The sequence below is a fragment of the Streptomyces sp. R44 genome, from assembly GCF_041053105.1.
Taxonomy (GTDB): Bacteria; Actinomycetota; Actinomycetes; order Streptomycetales; family Streptomycetaceae; genus Streptomyces.
This window is the reverse complement of record NZ_CP163444.1, coordinates 4203787-4230200: the sequence shown is the minus strand read 5'-3', so window position 1 is coordinate 4230200 and position 26414 is coordinate 4203787. Positions and strand designations below refer to the sequence as shown.

General features: G+C 73.5%; 24 protein-coding genes, 1 pseudogene and 1 riboswitch. Of the genes and pseudogenes, 12 read left to right on the top strand and 13 right to left on the bottom strand.

Annotation, left to right across the window (positions count from 1 at the left end; genetic code table 11):
- Positions 1 to 14 precede the first annotated feature (14 nt).
- Positions 15 to 1346 (top strand): PLP-dependent aminotransferase family protein, encoded by a 1332-nt coding sequence (locus tag AB5J54_RS19605; protein ID WP_369145209.1) that lies wholly within the window; start codon positions 15 to 17, stop codon positions 1344 to 1346.
- An 85-nt stretch (positions 1347 to 1431) separates the two neighbouring features.
- On the top strand, positions 1432 to 1836 hold the full coding sequence (locus tag AB5J54_RS19600) for a hypothetical protein (protein WP_369145208.1): 405 nt from the start codon (positions 1432 to 1434) through the stop codon (positions 1834 to 1836).
- Between the two features lie 224 nt (positions 1837 to 2060).
- On the opposite strand, the gene AB5J54_RS19595 is transcribed toward AB5J54_RS19600, so the two are convergent.
- Genes AB5J54_RS19595 through AB5J54_RS19580 form a run of 4 tightly spaced genes read right to left on the bottom strand, consistent with a single transcriptional unit; the run spans position 2061 to position 4648 of the window.
- Positions 2061 to 2435: a VOC family protein gene (locus AB5J54_RS19595; RefSeq protein WP_369145207.1), complete on the bottom strand. Its 375-nt coding sequence runs from the start codon at positions 2433 to 2435 to the stop codon at positions 2061 to 2063.
- 2 nt (positions 2436 to 2437) lie between these two features.
- Positions 2438 to 2875, bottom strand: a complete 438-nt coding sequence (locus AB5J54_RS19590) for a universal stress protein (RefSeq protein WP_369145205.1) — start codon at positions 2873 to 2875, stop codon at positions 2438 to 2440.
- A gap of 50 nt (positions 2876 to 2925) precedes the next feature.
- Positions 2926 to 3549 carry an FMN reductase gene (locus AB5J54_RS19585; protein ID WP_369145204.1) on the bottom strand — a complete coding sequence of 208 codons (624 nt, stop codon included), beginning with the start codon at positions 3547 to 3549 and terminating at the stop codon, positions 2926 to 2928.
- A gap of 4 nt (positions 3550 to 3553) precedes the next feature.
- Positions 3554 to 4648, bottom strand: coding sequence for an LLM class flavin-dependent oxidoreductase (locus AB5J54_RS19580; RefSeq protein WP_369145203.1), 1095 nt, complete (start codon positions 4646 to 4648; stop codon positions 3554 to 3556).
- 131 nt (positions 4649 to 4779) lie between these two features.
- Between AB5J54_RS19580 and AB5J54_RS19575 the strand changes: the two genes are divergently transcribed.
- The 5 genes from AB5J54_RS19575 to AB5J54_RS19555 all read left to right on the top strand — a co-directional run bounded on the left by AB5J54_RS19575 (position 4780) and on the right by AB5J54_RS19555 (position 9245).
- On the top strand, positions 4780 to 4920 hold the full coding sequence (locus AB5J54_RS19575) for a DUF6126 family protein (protein WP_369145202.1): 141 nt from the start codon (positions 4780 to 4782) through the stop codon (positions 4918 to 4920).
- Between the two features lie 217 nt (positions 4921 to 5137).
- A complete protein-coding gene (locus AB5J54_RS19570; RefSeq protein ID WP_369145201.1) occupies positions 5138 to 6331 on the top strand; it encodes an RNA-guided endonuclease InsQ/TnpB family protein in 1194 nt (397 codons plus the stop codon).
- A gap of 51 nt (positions 6332 to 6382) precedes the next feature.
- Entirely contained in the window at positions 6383 to 7618 is a 1236-nt protein-coding gene (gene cbiE / locus AB5J54_RS19565; protein WP_369145200.1) for a precorrin-6y C5,15-methyltransferase (decarboxylating) subunit CbiE, read from the top strand.
- Complete coding sequence (gene cobM / locus AB5J54_RS19560; RefSeq protein ID WP_369145199.1) at positions 7615 to 8364, top strand: precorrin-4 C(11)-methyltransferase; 750 nt, start codon at positions 7615 to 7617, stop codon at positions 8362 to 8364. The genes cbiE and cobM overlap by 4 nt, the downstream gene beginning before the upstream one ends.
- A gap of 194 nt (positions 8365 to 8558) precedes the next feature.
- A complete protein-coding gene (locus AB5J54_RS19555) occupies positions 8559 to 9245 on the top strand; it encodes a hypothetical protein (RefSeq protein WP_369145198.1) in 687 nt (228 codons plus the stop codon).
- Here the strand turns inward: AB5J54_RS19555 and AB5J54_RS19550 are convergent.
- Both AB5J54_RS19550 and AB5J54_RS19545 read right to left on the bottom strand, forming a co-directional pair.
- Positions 9230 to 9793 carry a GNAT family N-acetyltransferase gene (locus AB5J54_RS19550; protein ID WP_369145197.1) on the bottom strand — a complete coding sequence of 188 codons (564 nt, stop codon included), beginning with the start codon at positions 9791 to 9793 and terminating at the stop codon, positions 9230 to 9232. The genes AB5J54_RS19555 and AB5J54_RS19550 overlap by 16 nt on opposite strands.
- Before the next feature lie 41 nt (positions 9794 to 9834).
- Positions 9835 to 10962 (bottom strand): cobalt-precorrin-5B (C(1))-methyltransferase, encoded by a 1128-nt coding sequence (locus AB5J54_RS19545; RefSeq protein ID WP_369145196.1) that lies wholly within the window; start codon positions 10960 to 10962, stop codon positions 9835 to 9837.
- 12 nt (positions 10963 to 10974) lie between these two features.
- Here AB5J54_RS19545 and AB5J54_RS19540 point away from each other — a divergent pair, with 12 nt between their 5' ends.
- The gene (locus tag AB5J54_RS19540) at positions 10975 to 11721 is read left to right on the top strand and encodes a cobalt-precorrin-6A reductase (RefSeq protein WP_369145195.1); all 747 of its coding nucleotides are present in this window, start codon (positions 10975 to 10977) and stop codon (positions 11719 to 11721) included.
- Here AB5J54_RS19540 and AB5J54_RS19535 read toward each other — a convergent pair.
- From AB5J54_RS19535 to AB5J54_RS19520, 4 genes are all read right to left on the bottom strand, one after another.
- On the bottom strand, positions 11690 to 13387 hold the full coding sequence (locus AB5J54_RS19535) for a fibronectin type III domain-containing protein (RefSeq protein WP_369145194.1): 1698 nt from the start codon (positions 13385 to 13387) through the stop codon (positions 11690 to 11692). The two genes, AB5J54_RS19540 and AB5J54_RS19535, sit on opposite strands and share 32 nt — an antisense overlap.
- A 98-nt stretch (positions 13388 to 13485) precedes the next feature.
- Complete coding sequence (locus AB5J54_RS19530) at positions 13486 to 14973, bottom strand: precorrin-2 C(20)-methyltransferase (protein ID WP_369145193.1); 1488 nt, start codon at positions 14971 to 14973, stop codon at positions 13486 to 13488.
- Positions 14970 to 15605 (bottom strand): precorrin-8X methylmutase, encoded by a 636-nt coding sequence (locus tag AB5J54_RS19525; RefSeq protein ID WP_369149401.1) that lies wholly within the window; start codon positions 15603 to 15605, stop codon positions 14970 to 14972. Before AB5J54_RS19525 ends, AB5J54_RS19530 begins: the two co-directional genes overlap by 4 nt.
- Before the next feature lie 14 nt (positions 15606 to 15619).
- A complete protein-coding gene (locus AB5J54_RS19520) occupies positions 15620 to 16945 on the bottom strand; it encodes a cobalamin biosynthesis protein CobG (protein ID WP_369145192.1) in 1326 nt (441 codons plus the stop codon).
- Positions 16946 to 17024: 79 nt separating this feature from the next.
- A riboswitch (cobalamin riboswitch) is annotated at positions 17025 to 17150 on the top strand.
- 40 nt (positions 17151 to 17190) lie between these two features.
- Between AB5J54_RS19520 and cobN the strand changes: the two genes are divergently transcribed.
- Positions 17191 to 20814 (top strand): cobaltochelatase subunit CobN, encoded by a 3624-nt coding sequence (cobN, locus tag AB5J54_RS19515; protein WP_369145191.1) that lies wholly within the window; start codon positions 17191 to 17193, stop codon positions 20812 to 20814.
- Here cobN and abc-f read toward each other — a convergent pair.
- Positions 20811 to 22391 carry a ribosomal protection-like ABC-F family protein gene (gene abc-f, locus AB5J54_RS19510; protein WP_369149399.1) on the bottom strand — a complete coding sequence of 527 codons (1581 nt, stop codon included), beginning with the start codon at positions 22389 to 22391 and terminating at the stop codon, positions 20811 to 20813. The genes cobN and abc-f overlap by 4 nt on opposite strands.
- 134 nt (positions 22392 to 22525) lie before the next feature.
- Positions 22526 to 22873: a DoxX family protein gene (locus AB5J54_RS19505; RefSeq protein WP_369145190.1), complete on the bottom strand. Its 348-nt coding sequence runs from the start codon at positions 22871 to 22873 to the stop codon at positions 22526 to 22528.
- Positions 22874 to 22968: 95 nt separating this feature from the next.
- Here AB5J54_RS19505 and AB5J54_RS19500 point away from each other — a divergent pair, with 95 nt between their 5' ends.
- Both AB5J54_RS19500 and AB5J54_RS19495 read left to right on the top strand, forming a co-directional pair.
- Complete coding sequence (locus tag AB5J54_RS19500) at positions 22969 to 23409, top strand: MarR family winged helix-turn-helix transcriptional regulator (RefSeq protein WP_369145189.1); 441 nt, start codon at positions 22969 to 22971, stop codon at positions 23407 to 23409.
- 91 nt (positions 23410 to 23500) lie between these two features.
- On the top strand, positions 23501 to 24364 hold the full coding sequence (locus AB5J54_RS19495) for an alpha/beta fold hydrolase (RefSeq protein WP_369145188.1): 864 nt from the start codon (positions 23501 to 23503) through the stop codon (positions 24362 to 24364).
- A gap of 80 nt (positions 24365 to 24444) precedes the next feature.
- On the opposite strand, the pseudogene AB5J54_RS19490 reads toward AB5J54_RS19495, so the two are convergent.
- Positions 24445 to 25347, bottom strand: a pseudogene (locus AB5J54_RS19490) (S8 family peptidase); the annotation flags it as partial.
- Between the two features lie 123 nt (positions 25348 to 25470).
- On the opposite strand from AB5J54_RS19490, the gene AB5J54_RS19485 reads away from it, so the two are divergent.
- Complete coding sequence (locus AB5J54_RS19485) at positions 25471 to 26412, top strand: DUF1648 domain-containing protein (RefSeq protein WP_369145187.1); 942 nt, start codon at positions 25471 to 25473, stop codon at positions 26410 to 26412.
- Positions 26413 to 26414: the final 2 nt, after the last annotated feature.

The window sequence follows — 26414 nt, the reverse complement described above, 5'->3', positions numbered from 1 at the left end:
AGGGGGTGGGGCTCGTGGAGGAGTACCGGAGGATCGCCGACCGGGTCGAGGCGGCCGTACGGGACGGGCGGCTGCGCCCCGGCGACCGGCTGCCGCCGCAGCGGGTCTTCGCCCGCCGGCACGGGATCGCGAACTCGACGGCGATACGGGTGTACGGGGAGCTGGCCCGCCGCGGCCTGGTCGTCGGCGAGGTCGGACGCGGCACCTTCGTCCGGGCCGCGCCCCCGCTGCCCGGGCCCGCCCTCGCCGAGGCGACCGGCGCCGCGCCCGTCGACCTCCAGCTCAACTACCCCGCGGCCGACGGCCAGTCGGAGCTGATGGCCCGCGCCCTCGCGGCGCTCGCCCGGCCCGACGTGCTCGCCGAGGCCGTGTCCCGGCCGGCCGCCGCGACCGGTACGGCCGAGGCCCGGGACGCGGCGGTGACCGTACTCGCCCGGCCCGGCTGGGCACCCGACCCCGACGGCGTCCTCTTCGCCGGGAACGGCCGCCAGGCCATCGCCGCCGCCCTCTCCGCCCTCGTACCGCCCGGCGGCCGCCTCGGCGTCGAGGCACTCACCTACCCCCTGGTCAAGGCGGTCGCGGAACGCCTCGGCATCCGCCTGGTACCGCTCGCCCTGGACGAGGAAGGAGTACGGCCGGAGGCCCTGGAGGCCGCTCACCGGAGCGCGCCCCTCTCCGCCGTCTACCTCCAGCCCACCCTCCACAACCCGCTCTCCACCACCGCCGGGGAAGGACGGCGGGCCGAACTCGCCGAGCTGCTGCGCCGCCTCGACCTCACGGCCGTCGAGGACACCACCTGGGCCTTCCTCCTCCCCGGCGCGCCCGCGCCGCTCGCCGCCCACGCCCCCGAGCGGGTCCTCCTCGTCGACAGCCTCTCCAAGCGGCTCGCCCCCGGACTGACCGTCGGCTACCTCGTCGTGCCGTCGGGACTCCGGGTGCCCGTGGCCGACGCCCTGCGCTCCGGCGCCTGGACGGCCGGCGGGCTCGCGCTCGCCGCCGCCACCCGCTGGACCGGGGACGGGACGGTCGCCGAGGCGGTGGCGCTCAAGCGGGCGGACACGGAGGCCCGGCACGCCCTGGTGCGGGACCGGCTCGCCGGCCACACCCTCCGCACCTCTCCGCACGCGTACTACTGCTGGTGGTTGCTGCCCGCGCCCTGGCGCGCGGAGACCTTCACGGCAGCGGCCGCCGCACGCGCGGGCGTGGCCGTCACCCCCGGCAGCGCCTTCGCCGTGGGCCCCGGGGTGGCGTTCGACGCGGTCCGGCTGGGCCTCGCGTCCCCGCCGCGACCGGTACTCGACGCGGCCCTGGACCGCCTCGCGACCGTGGCCGCCGAAGGGCCTTGATCCAGTTGCGGGGCACCGGGCGCGGGTGTGCCCTGGAGGGTGCGGGACCCGGAACCAGGGGGGCGAGAGACGAGGAGCTCCTGCCATGGCCGCACACGCAGCGGCGCCCACCAGGCGCCGGATCAGCACGCACGGCTGGGGACTCCCGGTCACGGTCGGCGTCCTGTACGGCTTGTACGCGGAGGTGAACGCCCGCGGCGGCGGCGCGCTCAGCTGGGGACAGTTCTGGCTGGGCCTCGTCTCGGCGATCGTCCTCGCCGTCGCGCTGTACGCCCTCCGGCGCTACGGCCACACCTTGCCCCGCGAGGCCCGCGGGGCCGCCTGGGGCGCCCTCTGCGGCATCGCGGTCGGCTTCCTGTACAGCCTGACCGGCGCGAGCATCTACTCGTCGACGGTGCTCGGGTTGGTGGTGGGAGGGGTGTCGGGCGGCGCGGCGTTCTATCTCTTCTACACACACGAGGACGCGACGGGCCACCCGGCCCCGTACTGACCGGCCCGCCCCCGTTGTGGGCATGCGTTCCGCCGGGGCGGAACGGGTGGGCACAACGGACCCGCGCCCTGCCGGCGCCAGAGGCTCCCGAGCCTGGACCCGCACCCCGTGCACCGAGCCGGTGGTGCGGGTCCAGGCGCGGAACGCGGAGGCGCCGCGAGAAGGCGCCGTCCCGTGTGCCCACCCGTCCCGCCCTGCGGGACGATTGCCCACACGGGCGGGGGCTAGGCCGCCCCGCGCGGGGTCGTCTGTTGGACCGACCAGCGGTTGCCGTCCGGGTCGGCGAAGTAGACGAAGGACCCCCACGGCTGGTCGGAGATCTCCGTGACCTCGATCCCCCGCGCCGTGAGCTCCGCATGCGCCGCCTCGATGTCGGTGACGACCACCTGCAGGTTGTCCAGCGACCCCGGCGTCATCGAGGTGATCCCCTTGCCCAGGGCGATCGAGCACGCGGAGCCGGGCGGCGTCAGCTGGACGAAGCGGATCTCCTCATTGACGGTGACGTCGTGGTCGGCGTGGAAGCCGACCCGTTCGTAGAAGGCCTTCGCCCGGTCGATGTCGGTGACGGGCACGCCGATCAGTTCGAGCTTGATGTCCATGGTCAGGACGTCACCTCGCCCCGTACGACCACGACCGGGCACGGCGCGTGCTGGGTGACGTGGGCGGAGACCGAGCCGAGGACCGCCGCCTTGAACCCGCTGTAGCCGCGGTCGCCGACGACGAGGAGGCTCGCGCCGGCGGCCGCGTCGATGAGGGCCTGGGTGGCGTTGGCGCCGACCACCGTCCGGGTGACGGCGGCGCCCTCCTCGGGCGTGAGGGTCGCGTCGATCGCCTGGTCGAGGATCTGCTTGGCGAGTTGCTCCGGGTCGAACTGGAGCGGAACGCCGGGCATCACCGGCGCCCACACCGCCGGGTAGTCCCAGCTGATCACCGCCTGGAGCGGGCCCCCGGTGAGGGCGGCCTGTGCGGCCGCCCACTTCAGGGCCTTCAGGGAAGGCTCCGATCCGTCCACGCCCACCACGATCCTGCCGCCGGCCATGGCCGACCTCCGTTTCGTCGCTGCCAGTGGACCTAACGTAACAAAACAGGTCAGTCCAGGCGCAGATCCGCCAGCTGCTTCTCGAACGGGACGATCTCCTCGTCCTCCGCCCGCCGGGCCGGCCGTGCCGCGACCGTGTCCGCGAACTCGTTCCCGGCCCGGGTGATCCGCGCCGGCAGCCCCTCGGTGTACTCGTCGCCGCCCGATCCCCAGTCCTCCGAGGCCGCGTAGACGGCGGTGGGGGAGACGGAGGCGCGGAGGTAGGCGAAGAGCGGGCGCAGGGCGTGGTCCAGGACCAGGGAGTGGCGGGCGGTGCCGCCGGTCGCCCCGATGAGGACGGGGGTGCCGCTCAGCGCGGTCGGGTCGATCAGGTCGAAGAAGGACTTGAACAGGCCGCTGTAGGAGGCGGTGAAGACCGGGGTCACCGCGATGACGCCGTCCGCCGACGTCACCTTCTCGATCGCCTCCTCCAGCGCCGCCGACGGAAAGCCCGTCACGAAGTTCTTCGCGATGTCGACGGCCAGGTCGCGCAGTTCGACGACCTCGACGTCGACGGCGTACTCCTGCTCGGCGAGCCGGTAGCGGGCCGCCTGGAGGAGCCGGTCGGCGAGCAGCCGGGTGGAGGAGGGCGCGCTGAGTCCGGCGGACACGGCGACCAGCTTCAACGTCTGCATGGCGTCAGACCTCCTTCGAGGCGTTCGAGGCGTTCGAGACGACGGCGGGGTGGAGCGGGGCGGTCTCCGGTACGCCGGCGGGCCGCAGGTTCGCGAACTCCTTGCGCAGCACCGGGACGACCTCCTCGCCGAGGAGGTCGAGCTGCTCCAGGACCGTCTTGAGGGGCAGTCCGGCGTGGTCGACGAGGAACAGCTGGCGCTGGTAGTCGCCGACGTACTCGCGGAAGGACAGGGTGCGTTCGATGACCTCCTGCGGGGAGCCGACGGTCAGCGGGGTCTCGCGGCTGAACTCCTCCAGGCTCGGACCGTGGCCGTAGACCGGCGCGTTGTCGAAGTACGGGCGGAACTCCCGTACGGCGTCCTGGGAGTTCTTGCGCAGGAAGACCTGGCCGCCGAGGCCGACGATGGCCTGCTCCTCCGTGCCGTGGCCGTAGTGCGCATACCGCTGGCGGTAGAGCCGGACCATCTTCTCGGTGTGCTGCTTGGGCCAGAAGATGTGGTTCGCGAAGAAGCCGTCGCCGTAGTAGGCGGCCTGTTCGGCGATCTCGGGGGAGCGGATGGAGCCGTGCCAGACGAACGGCGGGACGCCGTCGAGCGGGCGCGGCGTGGACGTGAAGCCCTGGAGGGCGCTGCGGAACTTGCCCTCCCAGTCGACGACGTCCTCCCTCCACAGCTTGTGGAGGAGCGCGTAGTTCTCGATGGCGAGCGGGATGCCCTGGCGGATGTCCTGGCCGAACCACGGGTAGACCGGGCCGGTGTTGCCGCGGCCCATCATCAGGTCGACGCGGCCGTCGGCGAGGTGCTGGAGGGTGGCGTAGTCCTCGGCGATCTTCACCGGGTCGTTGGTGGTGATCAGCGTCGTGGACGTGGACAGGATCAGGTTCTCCGTGCGGGCGGCTATGTGCCCGAGGAGGGTCGTCGGGGAGGACGGGACGAACGGCGGGTTGTGGTGCTCGCCGGTCGCGAAGACGTCGAGTCCGACCTCCTCGGCCTTGAGCGCGATCGCGACGGTGTTCTTGATGCGCTCGTGCTCGGTGGGGGTGCGGCCGGTGGTGGGGTCGGTCGTCACGTCGCCGACGGTGAAGATCCCGAACTGCATCGTGCTCACCTCTCGCGGTGTCTGCCTTGCGGCCTAATGGTTGAAGCTTAAACTATCCGCTCCAACGATGCGACCCCCTCCCCTATTCCGGCCCGCGCCGAGGGCCCCCGGGCGCCCGTACCCTGGACCCCATGACCGAGAAGACGCACGACCACGAACGCTGGAAAGAGCGGGGCGTGATGCTCCGCGTCTTCGTGTACGTCTTCGCCACCCACGCCTTCGCCGGCTTCGTCTGGCTGCTCTTCTACGTCGGACAGAACGCCCAGAAGTAGGGCACGCTCGACCTCGTCCCACGCGAAGCCGGGTTGCTTGTGGCGCCTGATCGGCTGCGCGATGTGAACGCGTGTGCCCTTGGTCGCTGGGTGGGGTGGCGGCTGGGTGATCGGGGTACGAGTGTGCGGTGCTCGTACGTATGGTGCTCGCGGAAGGGCCGGGACGTGATGGCATCCGGGCCGAGTCGAGGCGGGCACCTGCGGGATGGGGGCGATCATGGACGTGGCCCGGTACACGTACCGGCTTCGCGTGTCGTCCACTGCACTGGCCGCGTTGCTGGCGGAGTGGGACCGGTGCCGCTGGGTCTGGAACGAGTGCGTCGCCAAATCCAAGCACGTGTACGAGCGCAACAAGGCCACGGGCGAGAGGGAGACGTGTGGTCCGGCGCAGCTCGACAGACTGCTGACGCAGGCCCGCCTGCGTACTCCTTGGCTGCGCGAGGGATCTTCCGTTCCACAGCAGCAGACCGTCCGTGACTTCGGCACCTCCCGCGCCAAAGCGCAGAAGGACGTCAAGGATCGGCTGCCGACGCAGCGGCGAGCCGGGATGCCCAGATACAAGAGGAAGCGGGAGACCGACCCGAGCCTGAACTACACCCGACGCGGATTCCGCATCAAGAACGGTCGGCTGTGCCTGGCGGGCGGGATCGTGCTGAGGGTGGTGTGGTCGAGGGAGCTTCCGGCCGCCCCGTCCAGCGTGCGGGTGTACCGCGACGGCATCGGGCACTGGTACTGCTCGTTCGTCGTCCCCGCCCAGGTCGAACCGCTGCCGGCGACCGGTCGGGTGATCGGTGTCGACTGGGGTGTGAGGGAGACAGCGACAACCACGTCCGATGCGCATGATCTGGCGCACGCCGAGCACGGTAAGAAGGCCCGGTCGAGGTTGCGTCGGTACGACCGGATGACGGCCCGGCGCAAGCCGAAGAAGGGCCAGGCTGCCTCGAAGGGATACCGCGAGGCGAAACAACTGCGCGCCAAGCAGCACAAGACGGTCGCCCGTCGGAGAGAGGACACCGCACGCAAGTGGGCCAAGCGTGTGGTCCGCGACCATGACGCCATCGCCGTGGAGGACTTCCGGCCGAAATTCCTTGCCAAGACCACCATGGCCCGGAAGGCCGCTGACGCCGCCATCGGCGCCACCAAACGGATCCTGATCGAGATGGGTCGTAAGCACGGTCGTGCCGTGCACCTTGTTCACCCCGCGCACACCACGATGGACTGCGCGCAGTGCGGAGCGAGAGCCAAGCACGTACTGCCGCTGGGGATGCGCGTCTACACCTGCACCGCGTGCGGAGCCGTGTCCCCTCGGGACAAGAACTCCGCCCGCGTGATGCTCGTCAGGGCTGGGCTGTGCCCTGCTGGTGCCGAGGGCATAAGACCTGGTGAGGCGCTGCCCCACCAGGCCGCCTGAGCCAGGAATTCCCTCCTTTCAGGAGGGAAGCAGTCAAGTAGAGTCCCCGACGTGAACGCTGCGATATCGGTGGTGTCGGTCGTCGGGATCGGCGCGGACGGCTGGGACGGGCTCCCCGAGAGCTCCCGCCGTGTCCTGCGCGCCGCCGAGGTCCTCATCGGCGCCCCCCGCCAGCTGGGCCTCCTGCCCGCCGCCGACTGCCCCGGCGAGCGGATCACCTGGCCCTCCCCCCTCCGCCCCGCCGTCCCCGGACTGCTCGCCGCCCACGAGGGCCGCGCGATCGCCGTCCTCGCCAGCGGAGACCCCAGCTTCCACGGCATCGCCCGCACCCTCGCGGAGACCGCCGGCGCCGAGCGCCTCCGCGTCCACCCGCACCCGTCCTCCGTCTCGTACGCCTGCGCCCGCCTCGGCTGGCCCCTGGACGCCACCGAGACGGTCTCCCTCGTCGCCCGCCCCCTCGCCGGGCTCTCCGCCGCCCTGCACGACGGCCGCCGCCTCCTCGTCCTCAGCGAAGGCGCCGACACCGCCGCGCGCGTCGCGGAACTGCTGCGCGCGACCGGCTGGGGCGGCACCCGGATCCGCGTCCTCGAACAGCTCGGCGGCCCCGCCGAGCGGCTCCTCGACGGGACCGCCGCCGACTGGCCCCACGAGCGGACCGACGCCCTCAACGTCCTCGCCCTCGACTGCGTACGCGACCCGGACACCCTCCGGCTCGGCGCCGTGCCCGGACTCCCGGACGAGGCGTACGAGCACGACGGCCAGCTCACCAAGCGGTACGTGCGCGCCGCCACCCTCGCCGCCCTCGCCCCCGCCCCCGGCGAGCTCCTCTGGGACGTCGGCGGCGGCTCCGGCTCCATCGGCGTCGAGTGGATGCGGACGCACCGCTCCTGCCGGGCGATCACGGTCGAGAAGTCCCCGGAACGGGCCGCCCGCATCGCCCGCAACGCCGACGCCCTCGGCGTACCGGGCCTGAAGGTCGTCACCGGCCCCGCCCCCGCCTCGCTGACCGGCCTCCCCGCCCCGGACGCGATCTTCATCGGCGGCGGCCTCACCGCGCCCGGCCTGCTCGACACCTGCTGGGAGGCACTGGCGCCCGGCGGCCGGCTCGTCGCCAACACGGTGACCCTCGAATCCGAGGCGCTGCTCGCTCAGTGGTACGGCCGCCACGGCGGCGAGCTGATCCGGCTCGCCGTCTCCACCGCCGTGCCCGTGGGCGGCTTCACCGGCTGGCGCCAGGCCATGCCCGTCACGCAATGGTCCGTAACGAAGGGTTGTACAGAGGAATGACCGTCTACTTCATCGGCGCGGGCCCCGGCGCGGCCGACCTGATCACCGTGCGCGGCGCGCGGACCCTCGCGCGGTGCGGGGTCTGCCTGTACGCGGGCTCCCTCGTCCCCACCGAGCTCCTCGCGGAGTGCCCGCCGGACGCGAAGCTCGTCGACACGGCGAAGCTGGACCTCGACCAGATCGTCGCCGAGATCGCCGCCGCCCACGAGGCCGGGCAGGACGTGGCCCGGCTGCACTCCGGCGACCCGTCGGTGTTCAGCGCGGTCGCGGAGCAGATGCGGCGCCTGGACGCGGCCGGGATTCCGTACGAGGTCGTGCCGGGCGTCCCGGCGTTCGCGGCGGCCGCGGCGGCGCTGAAGCGGGAGCTGACGGTCCCGACGGTCGGCCAGACGGTGATCCTCACCCGCATCGCGCAGCAGGCCACCCCGATGCCGGAGGGCGAGGACCTCGCGACCCTCGGGCGCAGCGGCGCCCTGCTCGTCCTCCACCTGGGCGCCCGCTACGTCGACCGGATCGTCTCCGAGCTGGTGCCGCACTACGGCGCCGACTGCCCGGTGGCCGTGGTCGCGATGGCGAGCCGGCCGGACGAGGTGATCCTGCGCGGCACGCTCGACGACATCGCGGAGCAGGTGAAGACGGCGGGCATCACCAAGACCGCCGTCATCATCGTGGGCCGCACGCTGGCGGCCTCGGAGTTCCGTGACAGCCACCTGTACGACCCGGCCCGGGACCGCCACACCTGCTGAGCGGTTCCCGGGCCCGGGGCCGGTCGGGATTCAGGCGTTGGGCCGCTTCCCGTGGTTGGCCTTCTTCTTCTTGCGGGCCCGCTTCTTGTTGCCGCGCTTCGCCATGGGACTTCCTCTCGCTCGGGACGGGGAACTCTGCCGTGGCCAGCCTAGGAGCGGGGCCGTGGTGCCGCATGTCGGTGCCAGGGGCTTGAATGGGCCCCGTGACCGTCTACGACGTGGCCCGGGCGCTGCCGGGCATCGAGGAACTGCGCGACCACTCCCGGGGGCTCGCGATGCTGGACGCCGTCCTGAGCCCGGAGTGGGAGAGCCGGTACTACTCCTTCGACGCGCACTGGTCGGAGACCGAGCAGCTGGCGTCCATGAAGGACGGCTCGGGCGGTGAGTACACGATCGTCCTCTCCGCCGCGGGGGCGTTCGCGCGCGTCTTCGACCACGAGTCGCCGCTGAGCCCCTTCGGGCCGCTCGCGGACGGGCAGACCTGGCCCGGGGTCCTCGACGGCGTCCCCGAGGCCTTCCGCGAGTACCTGGCGGAGCCCGCGTTCACGGACGAGGACGGGGTGCACGTGACCACCGCCTGCCTGTGGCGCGAGGCGAAGGACACGGCCTGGCACACGGGCCCCGTCGAGTTCCCCGACCTGGACGGCCGCGAGGACCCCGACGGCTCCGGCCGCTTCCTGCACCTGCTCGTCGACCGCTCGGCGGAGGCGTACGCCGAGTTCGCCGAGGACTACTACGAGCAGCCGGTCGACCTGGACGCCGTGCGTCACGTCCTGGCCCTGCGGCCTCTCACGCCCGGGGTCGTCGCGGCCCTCAACCCGGAGGTGACGCTCGCCGACCTGGCGGAGGACCTGGCGGAGATCGGCTACCCGACCGCCTGACGGGCCGCGTCCCACTCGGGCGCCAGCGCCGACATCACCGTCGCGTCCACCCGCTCCCCCTCCCAGAGGAGCGCGCCCCGCAGGACGCCCTCCGCGCGGAAGCCGGCCTTCTCGTAGGCGCGGCGGGCGCGGGGGTTGAAGGCGTAGACCTCCAGCCAGATCCGGTACAGGCCGAGCGCCTCGAAGCCGTGGCCGACGATCAGCCGGGTCGCCTCCGTGCCGAGGCCCCGGCCGACGGCGTCCGGGACGAAGGCGATCCGGAAGGCGCAGCTCTCGTTGCCGGGATCCCATTCCAGGAGGACGGCCTCGCCGACGACCCGCCCGGTCGCCCGCTCGACCACGGCCAGGTCGAGCCGGTCGTCCTGCGCGGCCCGCGAGCCGTACCACGTCCGGAGCGCCGCCTCGTCGAACCGGGTGTGGCTGCCGGTCAGCCGGGTGACCTCCGCGTCCTTGAACAGCGGCAGCAGCGCGGGCACGTCCGCCTCGGTGACGGGACGGAGGACGACCAGGTCACCGGTGAGGGTGGGCTTGTGCGAGAAGTCGGTCATCCCGGGATTCTCGACGGGCGGGCGCGGCGCTGTCGCGCGTATTACGGTGCCGCCGGCCCCGCCACCGACGACCGCCCGACCACCGTCCCCGCCCGGTCGATGCAGATCACGTCCACCGCGACCGGTGCGCCGCGCAGCACGGCGAGGGCCTCGTCGCGGGCGCGGGCGGCGACCAGGTCGCCCAGAGGGACGGCGGCGGCCTCGCAGAGGCGGAGGGCGGCGAGGCCCGTGTTGGCCTCGGCGATCTCGGCGGCCAGGGACTCCGGCGCGCCGCCGGTGCGGGCCAGGTCGGCGAGGAAGGCCTTGTCGACCTGGGAGCGGGCCGAGTGGAGGTCCAGGTGGCCGGCGGCCAGTTTGGACAGCTTGGCGAAGCCGCCGCAGATCGTGAGCCGGTCGACGGGGTGGCGGCGGATGTACTTGAGGACGGCGCCCGCGAAGTCGCCCATGTCGAGGAGGGCGATCTCGGGGAGGTCGTAGATCCCGGCGACCGTGCGCTCGGACGTCGAGCCCGTGCAGCCCGCGACATGGGTGAGGCCGCCCGCGCGGGCCACGTCGACGCCCCGGCGGATGGAGTCGATCCAGGCGGAGCAGGAGTACGGGACGACGACGCCGGTCGTGCCGAGGATCGACAGGCCGCCGAGGATGCCGATGCGGGGGTTCCAGGTGGAGCGGGCGATCTCGGCGCCGTTGTCGACGGAGACGGTGATCTCGACGTCGCCGCTGCCGCCGTGCCGGGCGGCGACCTGCGCCACGTGCTCGCGCATCAGCTGCCGGGGGACGGGGTTGATGGCGGGTTCGCCGACGTCGAGGGGGAGGCCGGGGAGGGTGACGGTGCCGACGCCCTCGCCGGCGCGGAAGACGACGCCGGAACCGGCCGGCAGGAGCCGTACCGTCGAGCGGATCACGGCCCCGTGCGTGACGTCGGGGTCGTCGCCCGCGTCCTTGACGACGGCGGCCATCGCGGAGCCGCCCGTCAGGGACTCGGCGGTCAGCGCGAAGGCCGGCGTCTGGCCCTTCGGCAGGGTGATCGTCACCGGGTCGGGGAAGTCGCCGGTGAGCAGCGCGGTGTACGCGGCGGTGGTGGCCGCCGTCGCGCAGGCACCGGTCGTCCAGCCCGGGCGGAGGCCGGTGTGCTTGAGTTGGGCCTCACGCCCGCCGCCTGTACTCACGAAGAGGCTCCTGTGCACGTACTCATTCTCGGCGGGACCACCGAGGCCCGCGCCCTCGCCGGACTGCTGTACGGCCGGGTCCGGGTCACCAGCTCCCTCGCGGGGCGGGTGGCGAGCCCGCGGCTGCCGGCCGGGGAGGTCAGGATCGGCGGCTTCGGCGGGCCGGAGGGGCTCGCGGCCTGGCTGCGGGAGCACGCCGTGGACGCGGTCATCGACGCCACCCATCCCTTCGCCGAGCGGATCAGCTTCAACGCGGCCCGGGCGGCCGCCACCGCCCATGTTCCCCTGCTGGCCCTGCGCCGCCCCGGCTGGGTCCCGGTGGACGGCGACGACTGGCACCCGGTCGCGTCACTTTCGGAGGCCGCCGGGGCCCTGGCCGGCCTCGGCGACCGCGTCTTCCTCACCACCGGGCGCATGGGCCTCGCGGCCTTCGCCGACTGCCCGCAGTGGTTCCTGGTCCGCTCGGTGGACGCCCCGGACACCCCGATGCCGACCCGCACCGAGATCCTCCTCGACCGGGGCCCGTTCACCCTGGCCGGCGAGCGCGAACTCCTCGCCCGGCACCGGATCGACGTCGTGGTGACGAAGGACAGCGGCGGCGCGGCGACGTCCCCGAAGCTGACGGCGGCCCGCGAGGCGGGCGTCCCGGTGGTGCTCGTCCGCCGCCCCCCGGTCCCGGAGGGCGTCCGAACGGCGGCGACCCCCGAGGAGGCCGCCGCCTGGGTGGCTACTCGGCCGGGGGCGTCCCCAGCTCGGTGACCTCGGCCCAGGTCAGGCTCGGATCGTCCACCCGGAGCAGGTTCTCCCACGTGTCCACGGCGATCACGCCGTACATCACGGTCTCGCCGTCCGCGTCGGCGGGATGGAGGAACGAGGTGGCGTCCTTGGAGAGGTACGCGACGCGGTGGGCGAGCCAGACGAAGCCGCCGTCGCCGTCGTCGTACTTCTCGGCCCGGTAGACCTCGTACCGCTTGAGGTCGGGCTCCGTGCTCGCGTCCCACTCGACCAGCACGCCGTCCTCGCGGGGCGTCGCCCTGACACCGGTGACGGCCGCCGGGGCGATCAGGTCGCCCTCGGTGGTGATGACGGCCTCGGCGGAGAGGGGGGACTCGTTGCCGGCCCGGTCGACCGCCGTGACCGCGTACCGGTACGTCGTGCCGTGCCAGACGGCGTGCATGTCCGTGTAGCCGGTGCCGGACGCGGTGCCGAGGACGCCGCCGTTGCGGTAGATCTTGTACGAGACCACGTCGGTGTCCGCCGGAGCCGTCCACCTCAGGGTGTGCTGCCGTACGGCGTTGGAGCTGTCCACCACCGTCAGGCCCGTCGGAGCCCCGGGCGCGTAGTCGCCGTGCGTGGCGGTGACGGCGGTGCGGGGCGAGGTGTTGCCGGCGGCGTCGACGGCCGCGACCCAGTAGGTGTAGCCGGTGCGCTCGGCTGCGGCGGTGTCCGTCCACGCGGTGGCCGTGACGCCGGTCGCGACCTGGGCGACGGGGTCGGTGGTGCCGGTCCGCTGCCGGTGCACGGTGTACCTCACCGCGTCCGTGACCGGCTGCCACGCGAGGGCGACGCCGGGGGCCCCGTCGGTCGCGGTCACGGCGGCCGGGGCGGCGGTCGGGGTCCTGTCCACGGAGACGACCGTCAGGTCGGCACCGCCGGGAGACTCGTTGCCGGCCTTGTCGACGGCGCGGAGCTCGTAGAGGTACGTCTGGCCGGTCGGTGCCGGGGAGTCCACGTACGGGCCGGTCGTGACCAGGGTGGTGGCGCTGCTCACCTTCGTCCAGGTGGTCGACGTGCCGAGGCGGCGGTAGACGCGGTAGCCGGCGAGGTCCATCTCCTTGTTCGGCGCCCACTTCAGGGTCGCCTTGTTGAGCGTCCTGTCGTACGTGACGGAGGCGCCGGCCGGCGCCAGCGGGCGGACCTTGTCGTAGGTCGCCGAAGTGACGGGCGTGTAGCCGAACTTGACGTTGGCCGCGCCCGTCCACGTCGCGTAGGACACGACGATGCTGTGCCGCCCGGCCGGGACGGCGAGGCCGACCGTCTTCTTCTGGGTGGTGGAGACGTTCCGCCACAGGTCGATCTTGCGGACGCCGTCGAGGGTGACGCGGACTCCGTCCTGGGCCTCGGCGGCGAAGGTGAACGGGCCGCCCGAGCCGAAGTCCCGTGTCACCGACCAGCGGACGGAGAAGTTGTCCTTGGGCAGGGTGACCCCGGGCGGGTCACCGAGGCCGTAGTTCTCGGAGATCGCGTTGTCGCAGACGGTCAGCTTCGGCGTGCCGGTGAGGGTGGTGTTGGCGAAGTACTCCGCCTTCCACGCCGGGGACGCGCAGCTGACGGCCGCGGTGGCGGGGGTGGCGGTCAGCAGACCGCCGGATGCGGCGAGGGCGGCCGTGGTGGCCAGCGCGCTCAGCCGGGTACGAGTCGTCACAGAGGGAGGGCCCTTTCCGGACCTGCGGGAAGCATGTGAAGCGGGTATCGCCTGTGTGACTCACGGGGCGGGGGGAGGGTTGCCCCCCGCCCCGGATCTCAGCCGTAACGCCGCGGCGTCCACGTGATCGTGCGCCCGTCGCCCCGTTCGACCGCCCGCGTCTGCGAGGAGCCGATCAGGAGGAGGGTGCGCATGTCGACCTCCGCGGGGTCCAGGGTCTTCAGGGTCAGGACCCGGACCGACTGCTCCGGGCCGCCCACGTCGCGGGCGACGACCACCGGGGTCTCCGGGGCGCGGAGTTCGAGGAGGAGGTCGCGGGCGGCGGCCACCTGGTGGGTGCGGGACCTGGAGCCCGGGTTGTAGAGGGCGATGACCAGGTCGGCGCCCGCGGCCGCGCGGAGCCGGGCCTCGATGACGTCCCAGGGCTTGAGCCGGTCGGAGAGGGAGATCGTGGCGTAGTCGTGGCCGAGGGGGGCGCCCGCCGCCGCCGCTGCCGCGTTCGCCGCCGTCACCCCCGGGAGGACCCGTACGGGAACGGCCGCGTACTCCGGTTCGCAGGCCACCTCAAGGACCGCCGTCGCCATGGCGAAGACGCCCGGGTCGCCGCCCGAGACGACCGCGACCTTCCGGCCCCGCCGGGCCAGGTCGAGGGCGAACTCGGCGCGCTCCGACTCGACCTTGTTGTCGGAGCCGTGCCGGATCTGACCGGGGCGGAGGACGGGGACCCGGTCGAGGTACGTCGTGTAGCCGACGAGGACGTCGGCGTTGACGAGCGCGCCCCGCGACTCGGGGGTCAGCCAGGGGGCCCCGGCCGGGCCGGTGCCGACGACGGTGACCTCGCCCGTCTCCCGTACGGGAGGCTCCTGGTCGATACGGGAGGGGAGGACGGCCACCGAGAAGTACGGGACCGAGGAGGGGTCCACGTCGGTGAGCTTCTCCGTGCGCTCGCCCGACATGAACGCCCGCTCCACGTACCGCGCGTCGTCCAGGCGGCCCGCCCGCTCCAGGGCCCGCCTCACCGTCGGGAAGGTGCGGCCCAGCTTCATCACGACCGCCGAGTCCGTGCCCGCCAGACGGGCCGTCAGCTCGTCCTCCGGCAGCGTGCCGGGGATGATCGTGAGGACCTCCTCCGCCTCGCACAGCGGCTCGCCGAGCCGGGCGGCGGCGGCGCTGACCGAGGTCACGCCGGGGATGACGGTCGTGTCGTAGCGGTCCGCGAGCCGCTTGTGCATGTGCTGGTACGAGCCGTAGAACAGCGGGTCGCCCTCGGCGAGGACGGCGACGGTGCGCCCGGCGTCCAGGTGGGCGGCGAGGCGAGCCGAGGCCTCCTCGTAGAAGTCGTTCAGGGCGCCCCGGTAGCCGCCGGGGTGGTCCGTGGTCTCCACCGTGAGCGGGTACATCAGCCGCTCCTCGATGTGGTCCTCGCGGATGTGCTCGGCGGCGATGGAGCGCGCTATGGAGCGGCCGTGGCGGGCCGAGTGGTAGGCGATGACGTCGGCGGAGGCGATGGCCTTCACGGCGGCGACCGTCATCAGGTTCGGGTCGCCGGGGCCGAGGCCGACCCCGTACAGCTTGCCGGTGCTCACTTCTGGATCTCCGCTTCGTGGGCGAGGGCGTTGATCGCGGCGGCCGTCATCGCGCTGCCGCCGCGGCGGCCCCGGACGACCAGGTAGTCGAGGCCGAGGGTGTTCTCGGCCAGGGCGTCCTTGGACTCGGCGGCGCCGATGAAGCCGACGGGGATGCCGAGGACGGCGGCGGGCTTCCCGGCGCCCTTCGCGATCATCTCCAGGAGGTGGAAGAGGGCGGTCGGCGCGTTGCCGATGGCGACGACGGAGCCTTCGAGGCGGTCCCGCCACAGTTCGAGGGCGGCGGCCGAGCGGGTGGTGCCGAGCTCGGCGGCGAGGCCGGGGACGGCCGGGTCGGAGAGCGCGCAGAGCACCTCGTTGTCGGCGGGCAGCCGCTTGCGGGTGACACCGCTGGCGACCATCTGCGCGTCGCAGAGGATGGGCGCGCCGGCCCGGAGCGCGGCGCGGGCGCTCGCGACGACCTGCGGCGAGTACGCGATGTCCTGCACGAGGTCGGTCATGCCGCACGCGTGGATCATCCGGACCGCCACCTGGGCGACGTCGGCGGGCAGGCCCGCGAGGTCCGCCTCGGCACGGATCGTGGCAAAGGACCGGCGGTAGATCTCCGTCCCGTCCTTCTCGTAGTCGAACATCCTGGTGCTCTCGCTCATCTCGTGTGGGTCGGCAGGCTGCGGGCCGTGGTCACTGCTTCGGGCAGGGCGGTACGGGGGGTGGGGACGCCGTCCACCAGGTAGGAGTCGTCGCCGGTGGCGAGGACGTCGACCCAGGTGCCGTGCGGGTGGCCGCAGCGGCGCTCGCACCCGGAGTAGTGGACGGGCAGGCCCCCGTGGCGGACGAGGCCGGCGTCCGTCCGTACGTCGGCGAGGGACTTGGCGCAGCCGGGGCGTCCGGTGCAGGCGCTGACCCCGACGGAGGGCAGATCGGGCCGGGTGACCAGGCCGTACGTCTCCAGTTCGGGCAGCCGGCCGGGGCGGGCCCCGACGACGACCGCTCCGCGCCAGGGCGTGAGCCGCAGCTCGTCGGCCCCGTCCGCCAGGGCCCGCAGCTGGGCGGCGGTGAGCCGGCCGAGCGGGGCGAGGACGTGCAGGGCGTGCGCGCCGAGCGGGCCGGGTGCGGGCGGCGGGGACGCGGGAAGCGGCGGTACGGGTACGGGTACGGGTTCTGCCGCGATCCCGGCCCGGGCCAGCGCGTCCACCAGGTCGAGCGGGTGCCCCGGGGGCAGTTCGCGGACCCGCCAGGCGCCGGTACCGGCCGTGCGGGCGGCCTCCAGGAAGGCGTCGGCGGCGGCGAGCGCGGCACGGGGCGCGTCGGCGCCCGCGATCCGGAGGACCTGGCCGCCGACGTGCAGGAGCGCGTCGGCGGCACCGGCCGGGTGCACGACCGCGGAGGTTTCGGCGTCGACCGCGACCGCCGGGTGCCCGGCGGACGCCGGGGTCTCCCCGTCCACTGCGATCAAGGTCACATCGCCGCCGAGACCGGCCACGTCCCCGCGGCCGTCGTCGAGGACGAAGAGGAAACGGCCCGAGAGGGCCGCCGCCGCGGGGGTGGCGCAGAGGAGGGCGTCCAGCGCGCGGGCCCACAACTGGACGGCGCCGTGGCCGAGTCCGTCGAGCCCGGCGGCCGGGGAGGCCACGATGTTGCGGACGCGCTCGTGGGTCGGGGAGGGCAGCAGCCCCGCCCCGGCCAGGAGCTCGGCCAGCTCCGCCCCGCAGCCCTCGCCGAGGCCGCGCAGCTCCGCGTTGCCGCGCGAGGTGACGCTGATCCGGCCGTCGCCGAGGCTCTCGGCGACGCGGGCCAGCACCTCCGCCTGATGCGCCGTCAGACGACCTGCGGGCAGGCGCAGTCGGGCCAGGCGTCCGTCGTCGGCGGGGTGCAGGCGCAGCGCCCCGGGGCAGGCGTCGCCACGGTCCCGTACGCGAGCTTCGCCCGGTTCGGGCGTCGGGGGTGGGGTGGGCGGCATGGCGGCGAGCATACCCACGGGGAACCGGGCGGCCACCGAGTGTGATCCGGCCGACTCTCCCGCCTTCTCCGGCCCGGAGACGGCACGATCTAGGATGCAGATCGGCATGGGGTCCCAGGACCCCGGGGAGGAAGCCCGGTGAGAATCCGGCGCGGTCCCGCCACTGTGAGCCCGTACCCACGGGTGAGTCAGGAACTCCCGCCGTCCATACGACCACCCGGGGCGCGGACAACCCCGAGGAAGGGCCTGAGCTCGCCATGCTCCTGCTGCTGTCGCACTCCGACACCGACCTGCTCAGCGCCCGCGCGGCCAATGCCGCCCAGGCCGAGGGAGCGGTCGAGTACCGCTTCGCCAACCCCTCCCGTCTCCCCCTCGCCGACCTCCCGGCCCTCCTCGACGGCGTCGACCTGGTCGTCGTCCGGCTCCTCGGCGGGCTCCGCTCCTGGCAGGAGGGGCTCGACGCGATCCGCGCCGCCGGAAAGCCGGTCGTCGTGCTCAGCGGCGAACAGGCCCCCGACGCCCAGCTGATGGAGGCCTCCACGGTCCCCGTCGGCGTCGCCACCGAGGCGCACGCCTATCTGGCGCACGGCGGCCCGGCCAACCTGGAGCAGCTGGCCCGGTTCCTCTCCGACACCGTCCTGCTCACCGGCCACGGCTTCGAGGCCCCGGCCGCCGCCCCCACCTGGGGCCCCCTGGAGCGGACCGTACGCAACGAGACCGGCCCGACCGTCGCCGTGCTCTACTACCGCGCCCACCACATGAGCGGGAACACCGCCTTCGTCGACGCCCTGTGCGGCGCCATCGAGGACGCCGGCGCCCGCGCCCTCCCGCTGTACGTGGCGTCCCTGCGCGCCCCCGAGGCGGAGCTCGTCGAGACCCTGCGCACGGCCGACGCCATCGTCACGACCGTCCTCGCGGCCGGCGGCACCAAGCCCGCCGAGGCGCAGGCCGGCGGCGACGAGGAGGCCTGGGACGCGGGCGCGCTCGCCGCGCTCGACGTGCCGATCCTCCAGGCCCTGTGCCTGACGGGCTCGCGGTCCGCCTGGGAGGAGAACGACGAGGGCCTCTCGCCGCTGGACGCCGCCAGCCAGGTCGCCGTGCCCGAGTTCGACGGCCGCCTCATCACCGTCCCCTTCTCCTTCAAGGAGATCGACGCGGACGGTCTGCCCGCGTACGTCGCCGACGCCGAGCGCGCGGCGCGCGTCGCCGGGATCGCCGTCCGGCACGCCCGGCTGCGCCACATCCCGAACGCCGAGAAGAGGCTGGCGCTCGTCCTCTCCGCGTACCCGACGAAGCACTCCCGCATCGGCAACGCGGTCGGTCTCGACACCCCCGCCTCCGCCGTCTCCCTCCTGCGTCGCCTCATCGCCGAGGGCTACGACTTCGGGCCGGTCGAGGACCTCCCCGGTCTCGTCTCCGGCGACGGCGACGAGCTGATCTACGCCCTCATCGAGGCCGGCGGCCACGACCAGGACTGGCTGACCGAGGAGCAGCTCGCGAAGAACCCGGTCCGCATCCCGGCCGCCGACTACAAGCGCTGGTACGCGACGCTGCCCGCCGAGCTCCGCGAGCAGGTGGAGGAGCACTGGGGCCCGGCGCCCGGTGAGATGTTCCTCGACCGCTCCCGCAATCCGGAGGGCGACATCGTCCTCGCCGCCCTGCGGCGGGGGAACCTCCTGGTCCTCATCCAGCCGCCGCGCGGCTTCGGCGAGAACCCGATCGCGATCTACCACGACCCCGATCTCCCGCCGTCCCACCACTACCTGGCCGCCTACCGCTGGATCGCCGCCCGCGCCGAGGACGGCGGCTTCGGCGCCGACGCCATGGTCCACCTGGGCAAGCACGGCAACCTGGAGTGGCTGCCCGGCAAGAACGCCGGCCTGTCCGCCGCCTGCGGCCCCGACGCGGCCCTCGGCGACATCCCGCTGATCTACCCGTTCCTCGTTAACGACCCGGGCGAGGGCACCCAGGCCAAGCGGCGCGTCCACGCGACCCTCGTCGACCACCTGGTGCCGCCGATGGCCCGCGCCGACTCGTACGGCGACATCGCGCGCCTGGAGCAGCTGCTCGACGAGTACGCGCAGATCAGCTCGATGGACCCGGCGAAGCTCCCGGCCATCCGCGCGCAGATCTGGACCCTGATCCAGGCCGCGAAGCTCGACCACGACCTCGGTCTGGAGGAGCGCCCGGAGGACGACGGCTTCGACGACTTCCTGCTGCACGTCGACGGCTGGCTGTGCGAGGTCAAGGACGCCCAGATCCGCGACGGCCTGCACGTCCTGGGCGGCGCCCCGGAGGGCGAGGCCCGGGTCAACCTGGTCCTCTCGATCCTGCGCGCCCGCCAGATCTGGGGCGGTACGCAGGCGCTGCCGGGTCTGCGCGAGGCGCTGGGCCTGGACGAGTCGGCCGCGACCCGTACCACCGCCGACGCGGCGGAGGCGAAGGCCCGCGAGCTGGTGGAGGCGATGGAGGCGGCCGGCTGGTCCGTGGACGCCGTCCCGACGGTCGCCGCCGCCCACGGTCCCGAGGTGCACGCCGTCCTCCGCTTCGCCTGCGAGCAGGTCGTGCCGCGGCTCGCCGCCACCACCGACGAACTCGCCCACGCCGTGCACGCCCTGAACGGCGGCTTCGTGCCGGCCGGTCCGTCCGGCTCCCCGCTCCGCGGCCTGGTCAACGTGCTGCCGACGGGCCGCAACTTCTACTCCGTCGACCCGAAGGCCGTGCCGTCCCGGCTCGCCTGGGAGACCGGGCAGGCGCTCGCCGACTCGCTGCTCACGCGCTACCGCGACGACAACGGCACGTGGCCGACCTCCGTCGGCCTGTCCCTGTGGGGCACGAGCGCGATGCGCACCGCCGGCGACGACGTCGCCGAGGCGCTCGCCCTGCTCGGTGTCCGCCCGCTGTGGGACGAGGCCTCGCGCCGGGTGAACGGCCTGGAGCCGATCCCGCTCGCCGAGCTCGGCCGCCCGCGCGTGGATGTGACGCTGCGCATCTCGGGCTTCTTCCGTGACGCGTTCCCGCACGTCATCGGCCTCCTCGACGATGCCGTACGGCTCGTCGCGGGCCTGGAGGGCGAGTCCGCCGAGGACAACTACGTACGGGCGCACGCGCAGGCCGACCTCGCCGAGCACGGCGACGAGCGGCGCGCCACCACCCGTATCTTCGGTTCCCGGCCCGGCACGTACGGCGCCGGCATCCTGCAGCTGATCGACTCGCGGGACTGGCGCACGGACGCCGACCTCGCCGAGGTGTACACGGTGTGGGGCGGGTACGCGTACGGGCGCGGGCTCGAGGGCCGCCCGGCGCGCGCCGAGATGGAGACCGCGTACAAGCGGATCGCGGTCGCCGCGAAGAACACGGACACCCGCGAGCACGACATCGCCGACTCCGACGACTACTTCCAGTACCACGGCGGCATGGTCGCGACCGTCCGCGCGCTGACGGGCACGGCCCCCGAGGCGTACATCGGCGACTCGACCCGCCCGGAGACCGTCCGCACCCGCACGCTCGTCGAGGAGACCTCCCGGGTCTTCCGGGCCCGCGTGGTCAACCCGCGCTGGATCGAGGCGATGCGCCGCCACGGCTACAAGGGCGCGTTCGAGCTGGCGGCGACCGTCGACTACCTCTTCGGGTACGACGCGACGACGGGTGTCGTCGCCGACTGGATGTACGACAAGCTGACCCAGGAGTACGTCCTCGACGAGACGAACCAGGCCTTCCTCAAGGAGGCCAACCCCTGGGCCCTGCACGGCATCGCCGAGCGGCTCCTGGAGGCCGAGTCGCGCGGCATGTGGGAGAAGCCGGACCCGGAGACCCTGGCCGCCCTGCGCCAGGTGTTCCTGGAGACGGAGGGCGACCTGGAGGGTTCCTCGGACGACTAGTGCGTCACGAGGTCCGGGGCCGGTTCGAGTGCGAGGACACGGCCCCGGTACCCCTCCCTCAGCCGCCGGTCGTGGCTGACGATCACCAGCGTGCCCGCGTAGGAGGCCAGTGCGGCCTCGATCTCCTCCACCAGGCCCGGGGCCAGGTGGTTGGTCGGCTCGTCCAGGAGGAGCAGATCGGCGGGGGAGGTCACCAACCGGGCCAGTTCCAGCTTGCGGCGCTGGCCCGTCGAAAGCAGCCGGACCGGGGTCGTCAGATCCCGGGCCGCGAAGAGCCCGAGGGCGAGCAGTTCGTCCTCGCGGCCCTCTCCGAAGGCCTCGCCCACCGTACGGGGGTCGAGGGGTGAGGCAGTGTCCTGGCGGAGCAGCCCGACCCGGGCGGGTACGGTCACCGTGCCCGCGTCCGGGTCGAGCTCGCCCGCCAGGACCCGGAGGAGGGTGGTCTTTCCCGCCCCGTTGGGCCCGGTGAGCAGCAGGCGTTCGCCCGGTTCGAGGTGGAGCGCGTCGAGGCGGAGCCGGCCGTCGACGCGGATCCCCGTGAGGTCGACGGGTGCGCCTTCGCCCGCGATGTCCGTGCGGAACCGGAGGGGTTCCGGCGGCGCGGGCACGGGGTGGGCGGTGAGCCGGGCGAGTTTCTCGCGGGCGGAGCGGATGCGGCTCATCGCGCCGTGCGCCCGTGACCGGGCGCGGAAGGCGCCGGCCCCGCTGAACGCGGCCGGGGCCTTGCGGGGGATCGCGGAGAAGCGGTCGATGTGGGTGTCGGCGAGGGCCCGGTGGCGGGCGAGTTCGGCCTTCCACTCCTCGTGCTCCCGCTGTCTGCGGGCCCGTTCGGCGGCGCGGCCGGTGAGGTAGCCGGCGTAGCCGTCGCCGTACCGCCGCACGGTGTGGCGGTCCTCGTCGACCTCCAGGACGGCGGTGGTGACCCGGTCGAGGAAGACCCGGTCGTGGGAGACGGCGACGACGGTGCCCCGGTGGGCGCGCAGCCGTTCCTCCAGCCAGGCGACGGCCTCGTCGTCGAGGTCGTTGGTCGGCTCGTCGAGCAGCAGCAGTTCGGGCTCGGCGGCCAGGACGGCGGCGAGGGCGAGCCGGGAGCGCTGTCCGCCGGAGTGCGTCCCGAGGGGCCGGTCGCGGTCGAGCGGGCCGGGCTCGCCGAGCCGCCGCAGGGTGGTCTCGACGCGCCGGTCGGCCCCGGCGCCGCCCCGGGCCTCGTAGGCGGCGAGCAGCCCGGCGTATCCGGCGAGGTCGCCGGTGGAGTCGAGCTTTGCCTCGGCCGTACGGATGGCCCGCTCCAGGTCCCGGATCTCCGCGAGCGCGTGGTCGACGGCGTCGCCGACGGTCGCGTCCGCGGGGAGGTCGAGGGTCTGGGCGAGGTGGCCGAGGCCGCCGGGGGCTTCGACGGTCACGGTGCCGTTGTCGGGGGTCTCCAGGCCGGCGAGCAGCCGGAGGAGCGTGGACTTCCCGGAGCCGTTGTCGCCGACGACGCCGAGGCGTTCGCCGGGGCGGACGGTGAGGGAGACCCGGTCGAGCACGGTCCGGTTCTGCACGTACCGGTCGTCGTAGCGCTTGGTGACGTCGATGAGTAGGGCACGGAACAAGGGCGACCTCCTGACCTCGGGGACATGGACGCGAGACGTGGCGTCTCGTCTGGATGACGGTACGGCACACTCGGAGGTCTGACAAGACGATACGTCTCGTGTTGTTGGTTGGCCGATCAGGCGGAGGCTATGCGCAGCACCAGCGCCGCCGCCGCGATCAGGGTGAGCACCGCCGCCGGCGCCAGCTCGAAGTCCTTCACGCGCAGGTGGGCGATCACGGCGCCGGTGAAGTAGAGCACCAGGCCCACCGCCGCGGCCTGGCCGAGGAGCGGGACGAAGAGCCCCGCGAGCAGGCCGAGCGCCCCGGCCGCCTTCGCGGTCGCGAGCCACGGCAGCGCGCTCTCCGTCACGCCCACCTTGGTCATGCTGCCGGTGACCTGCGGGTTCTTGGTGAACGTCAGGAAGGCGGAGCCGAGTGAGGCGAGGGCGAGCAGGCTCGCGACGACGGCGTAGGCGATGAACATGGAGGTGCTCCAACAGTCTGGGGATGAAAACCATTGAAGCGTAACAACGATTTACTCCGCTCCACAATCGAGATGTTCTTGTTACCGTGGACGGCATGGCAGCTCTCCCGTCCGACCGCCTCGGCTTCCTCCTCTCCTTCCGCGGGGAGCTCACCGGCGCGCGCATCCGCGCCGCCCTGGGCGTCGCCGGACTCCACCCGCGGAACGCGATGACGCTGATGCAGCTCGCGCCCGGGGCGATGAGCCAGCGGGACCTGGCCGCCGCGATGGAGATCGACCCCAGCCAACTGGTGGCGATCCTCAACGAGTTGGAGGCCGACGGGCTCGCCGAGCGACGGCGCGACCCGGCCGACCGGCGCCGCCACATCGTGGAGATCACCGAGGCGGGCGCGACCGCCCTGGGGCGGGTCGACGCGGCGGTGGGCGCGGCCGAGCGCGAGATCTTCGGCGACCTGACCGAGGCCGAACAGGCGGTGCTGCGCGGGCTGTTGGACCGGGTCGTGGTCGACCCGGCGGCCCACGAGTGCGGAGAGTAGAAAAAAGTCCGGCGAAGGCCGGTGAACTCCGATGAGTTCCGGTGGGGCCGGGGGTCTACCCCCTGAACGACCCACCACCGAGGAGATCACCATGGCCGAGACCGACACCCGGACCCTGGACGCCGTCGGCGCGACCCTGCGCTACGACGTGCGCCCCGGCAGCGGGACCGACGAGCGCCCCCTGCTCCTGATCGGCTCCCCCATGGACGCGAGCGGCTTCACCACGCTCGCCTCCCACTTCGCCGACCGGACCGTCGTGACGTACGACCCGCGCGGGGTGGCCCGCAGCGAGCGCACCGACGGCGCCGCGGAGACGCGGCCCGAGGAGCACGCCGACGACCTGGCCCGGCTGATCGAGGCGCTCGGCGCCGGTCCCGTCGACGTCTTCGCGAGCAGCGGCGGCGCGGTCAACGCCCTCGCGCTCGTGGCCCGCCGCGGCGACCTGGTGCACACCCTCGTCGCCCACGAGCCGCCGACCGCCCAGGTCGTCCCGGACCGGGAGGCCGCCCTCGGGGTCTGCGCGGACGTGCACGCGACCTATCTGCGGGAGGGCTGGGGCCCGGCCATGGCCAAGTTCCTGGCGCTGACGATGCGGCAGGGCGAGTTCCCGGCGGACTGGGCCTCGGAGCCCGCGCCCGACCCGGCCGCGTTCGGCCTGCCGGCCGAGGACGACGGCTCGCGCGGCGACCCGCTGCTCGGACAGAACATGCGCGGCTGCACCTCCTACCGTCCCGACTTCACCGCCCTGAGCGCCGCGCCGACCCGGATCGTCGTCGCCGCGGGCAAGGAGTCCGAGGGCACCTTCGCCGCGCGCGCGGCGGTCGGTGTCGCCGAGGGGCTCGGCATCCCGGTCACCGTCTTCCCGAGCCACCACGGCGGCTTCCTGGGCGGCGAGTTCGGACAGCACGGCGCCCCGGCGGAGTTCGCCGAGGCGCTGCGGGCCGCGCTGGCCTGATTCCCCTGCTTCCCGGCGCCGGCGGCCGCCTTCACGGCGGCCGCCGCGTCGACGTTCCCGAGGCCCAGCTTGGGTGCCTGGCCCGGGTTGGCGGCCGTGTCGCGGATCGTCCGCATGATCGCGGCCGCGTCCAGGCCCTGCTGGTGCAGGAGCGCGGCCACGGCGGAGACGTACGGCGAGGCCATCGAGGTGCCGGACAGCCTCCCGTATGTCGAGGTGTTCTTCAGGGTCTCCTTCGTCGTGTACGTCGGGAGGGTCGAGAGGATGTCCACGCCCGGGGCCGAAACGGCGTTCTGCGCGCCGAAGTTGGTGAAGGAGGCGGGGTTCCCGCTCCCGTCGGCGGCGTTCACGACGAGGACCGGGGTGTCGACCCGGTACGGCTGGAGGGCGGTGGAGTCGTTGCCCGCGGCGGCGACGACGACCGCGCCCTTGCCGTTGGCGTGCGTGATGGCCTGGTTGAGGATGCCGCCCTTGAGGAGACGGGCCATCAGGCCGGACTCGCCCAGGGAGAGGTTGATGACGTGGGCGCCGTGGTCGGCGGCCCAGACGATGCCCTCGGTGATGTTCGCGTCGCTGCCGCTGCCGTCGGCGCCGAGCACCCGGACCGGCATGATCCTGGCGCCGGGCGCGCCGCCCGCGACCCCGATGCCGTTGTCGGTGTGGGCGGCGGCGATGCCGGAGACGTGGGTGCCGTGGCCGTTGAGGTCCTGCGGCTCGTCGTCGCCGTCGACGAAGTCGTAGCCGTCGACGAGTCGGCCCTTGAGGTCGGGGTGGTCGAGGTCGACGCCGGTGTCGACGACCGCGATGACGGTGTCCTCGCCCTTGGAGGTCTTCCATGCGTCCGACAGTTTCAGCGAGTCCAGGCCCCACTGCTGACCGCGCAACGGGTCCGGCTCGCTGTCGTCGCCGCAGCCGGTGACGAGCCCGGCGGTGAGGGCGGTGAACGCGGTGAAGGCGGCGAGCGTGGCGGGCCTACGGCGCATGAAAATCTCCCCATTTGTCTGCGTTCGGCCCAGTGAACAGCCCGTTCGGGTGTGTCGCATCTCGAAGATCTCTCGACCGCAACTCTCATTGTTCTAGTAGAGTGCGAACAAAGGGGGTTTTCCATGAACCATTCCACGCCTCGTCTCCGCACGCTCGTCGCGCTGCCCTTCGACCTCGCGTTCGCCGCCTGTCTGGTGGCGTTCGTCCTCTGGTACGACCGGCTTCCCGACCCCCTCGCCACCCACTTCGGCGGCGGGGGCGAAGCCAACGGCTTCACCGGCCGGGCGACATACGGCTTCGTCGCCACGGCTCTGCTGATCGGCCTCCGCTTCGGCTGGACGCTCCTCGTCCGCCGCAACGCCCTGTGGGGAGCCTGGGCGACCGCCGGCTTCACCGGCACGCTCCTCTTCCTTCTCGTACGGGACAACCTGGACGCCGGCGACGCCGCCGGGGTCGTATCGCCCCTGGCCAACCTCACCGTCGCCGCGGCGGTGGGCGGCCTCTGCGCTCTTGTCGGCCTGGCCCTGACCCGGTTCGTCCCCGTGCCGGAGGTCGAGGCCCCCGTCGTGGACGGCCCGCTGCTCCCCCTCGGGGCGAGCGAGGTGGCCGGCTGGACGCGCACCGCTGAATCCTGGCCGCTCGCCGGTATCGCGGTGCTCGCCCTCGCGGCGGCGCCGGTCGCCCTCGTCCTCGTGCCCTGGCCCTGGAACCTGTTCGCTTTCCTCGACGTCGCCGTCTTCGTCCCCGGGCTCGCCCTGGCCCGCATCCGGGTCAGCGTCGACCGCCGCGGCCTCACCGTCCGCCCGGCCTTCCTCTCCTGGCCCCGCGTCCGGATCCCGCTCGACGAGGTCGCGGGCGCCGATGTCCGGGACATCGTCGCCATGGACGAATTCGGCGGCTGGGGCTACCGGGTCCGGGCCCACCGGACTGGAGTGGTGCTGCGGTCCGGCGAGGCCCTCGTCGTACGGCGCACCGGCGGGCGGGAGTTCGCCGTGACCGTGCCGGACGCGCGGACCGCGGCCGCGCTCCTCAACACCCTCGCCGAACGGCATGGGAAGGTCTGACC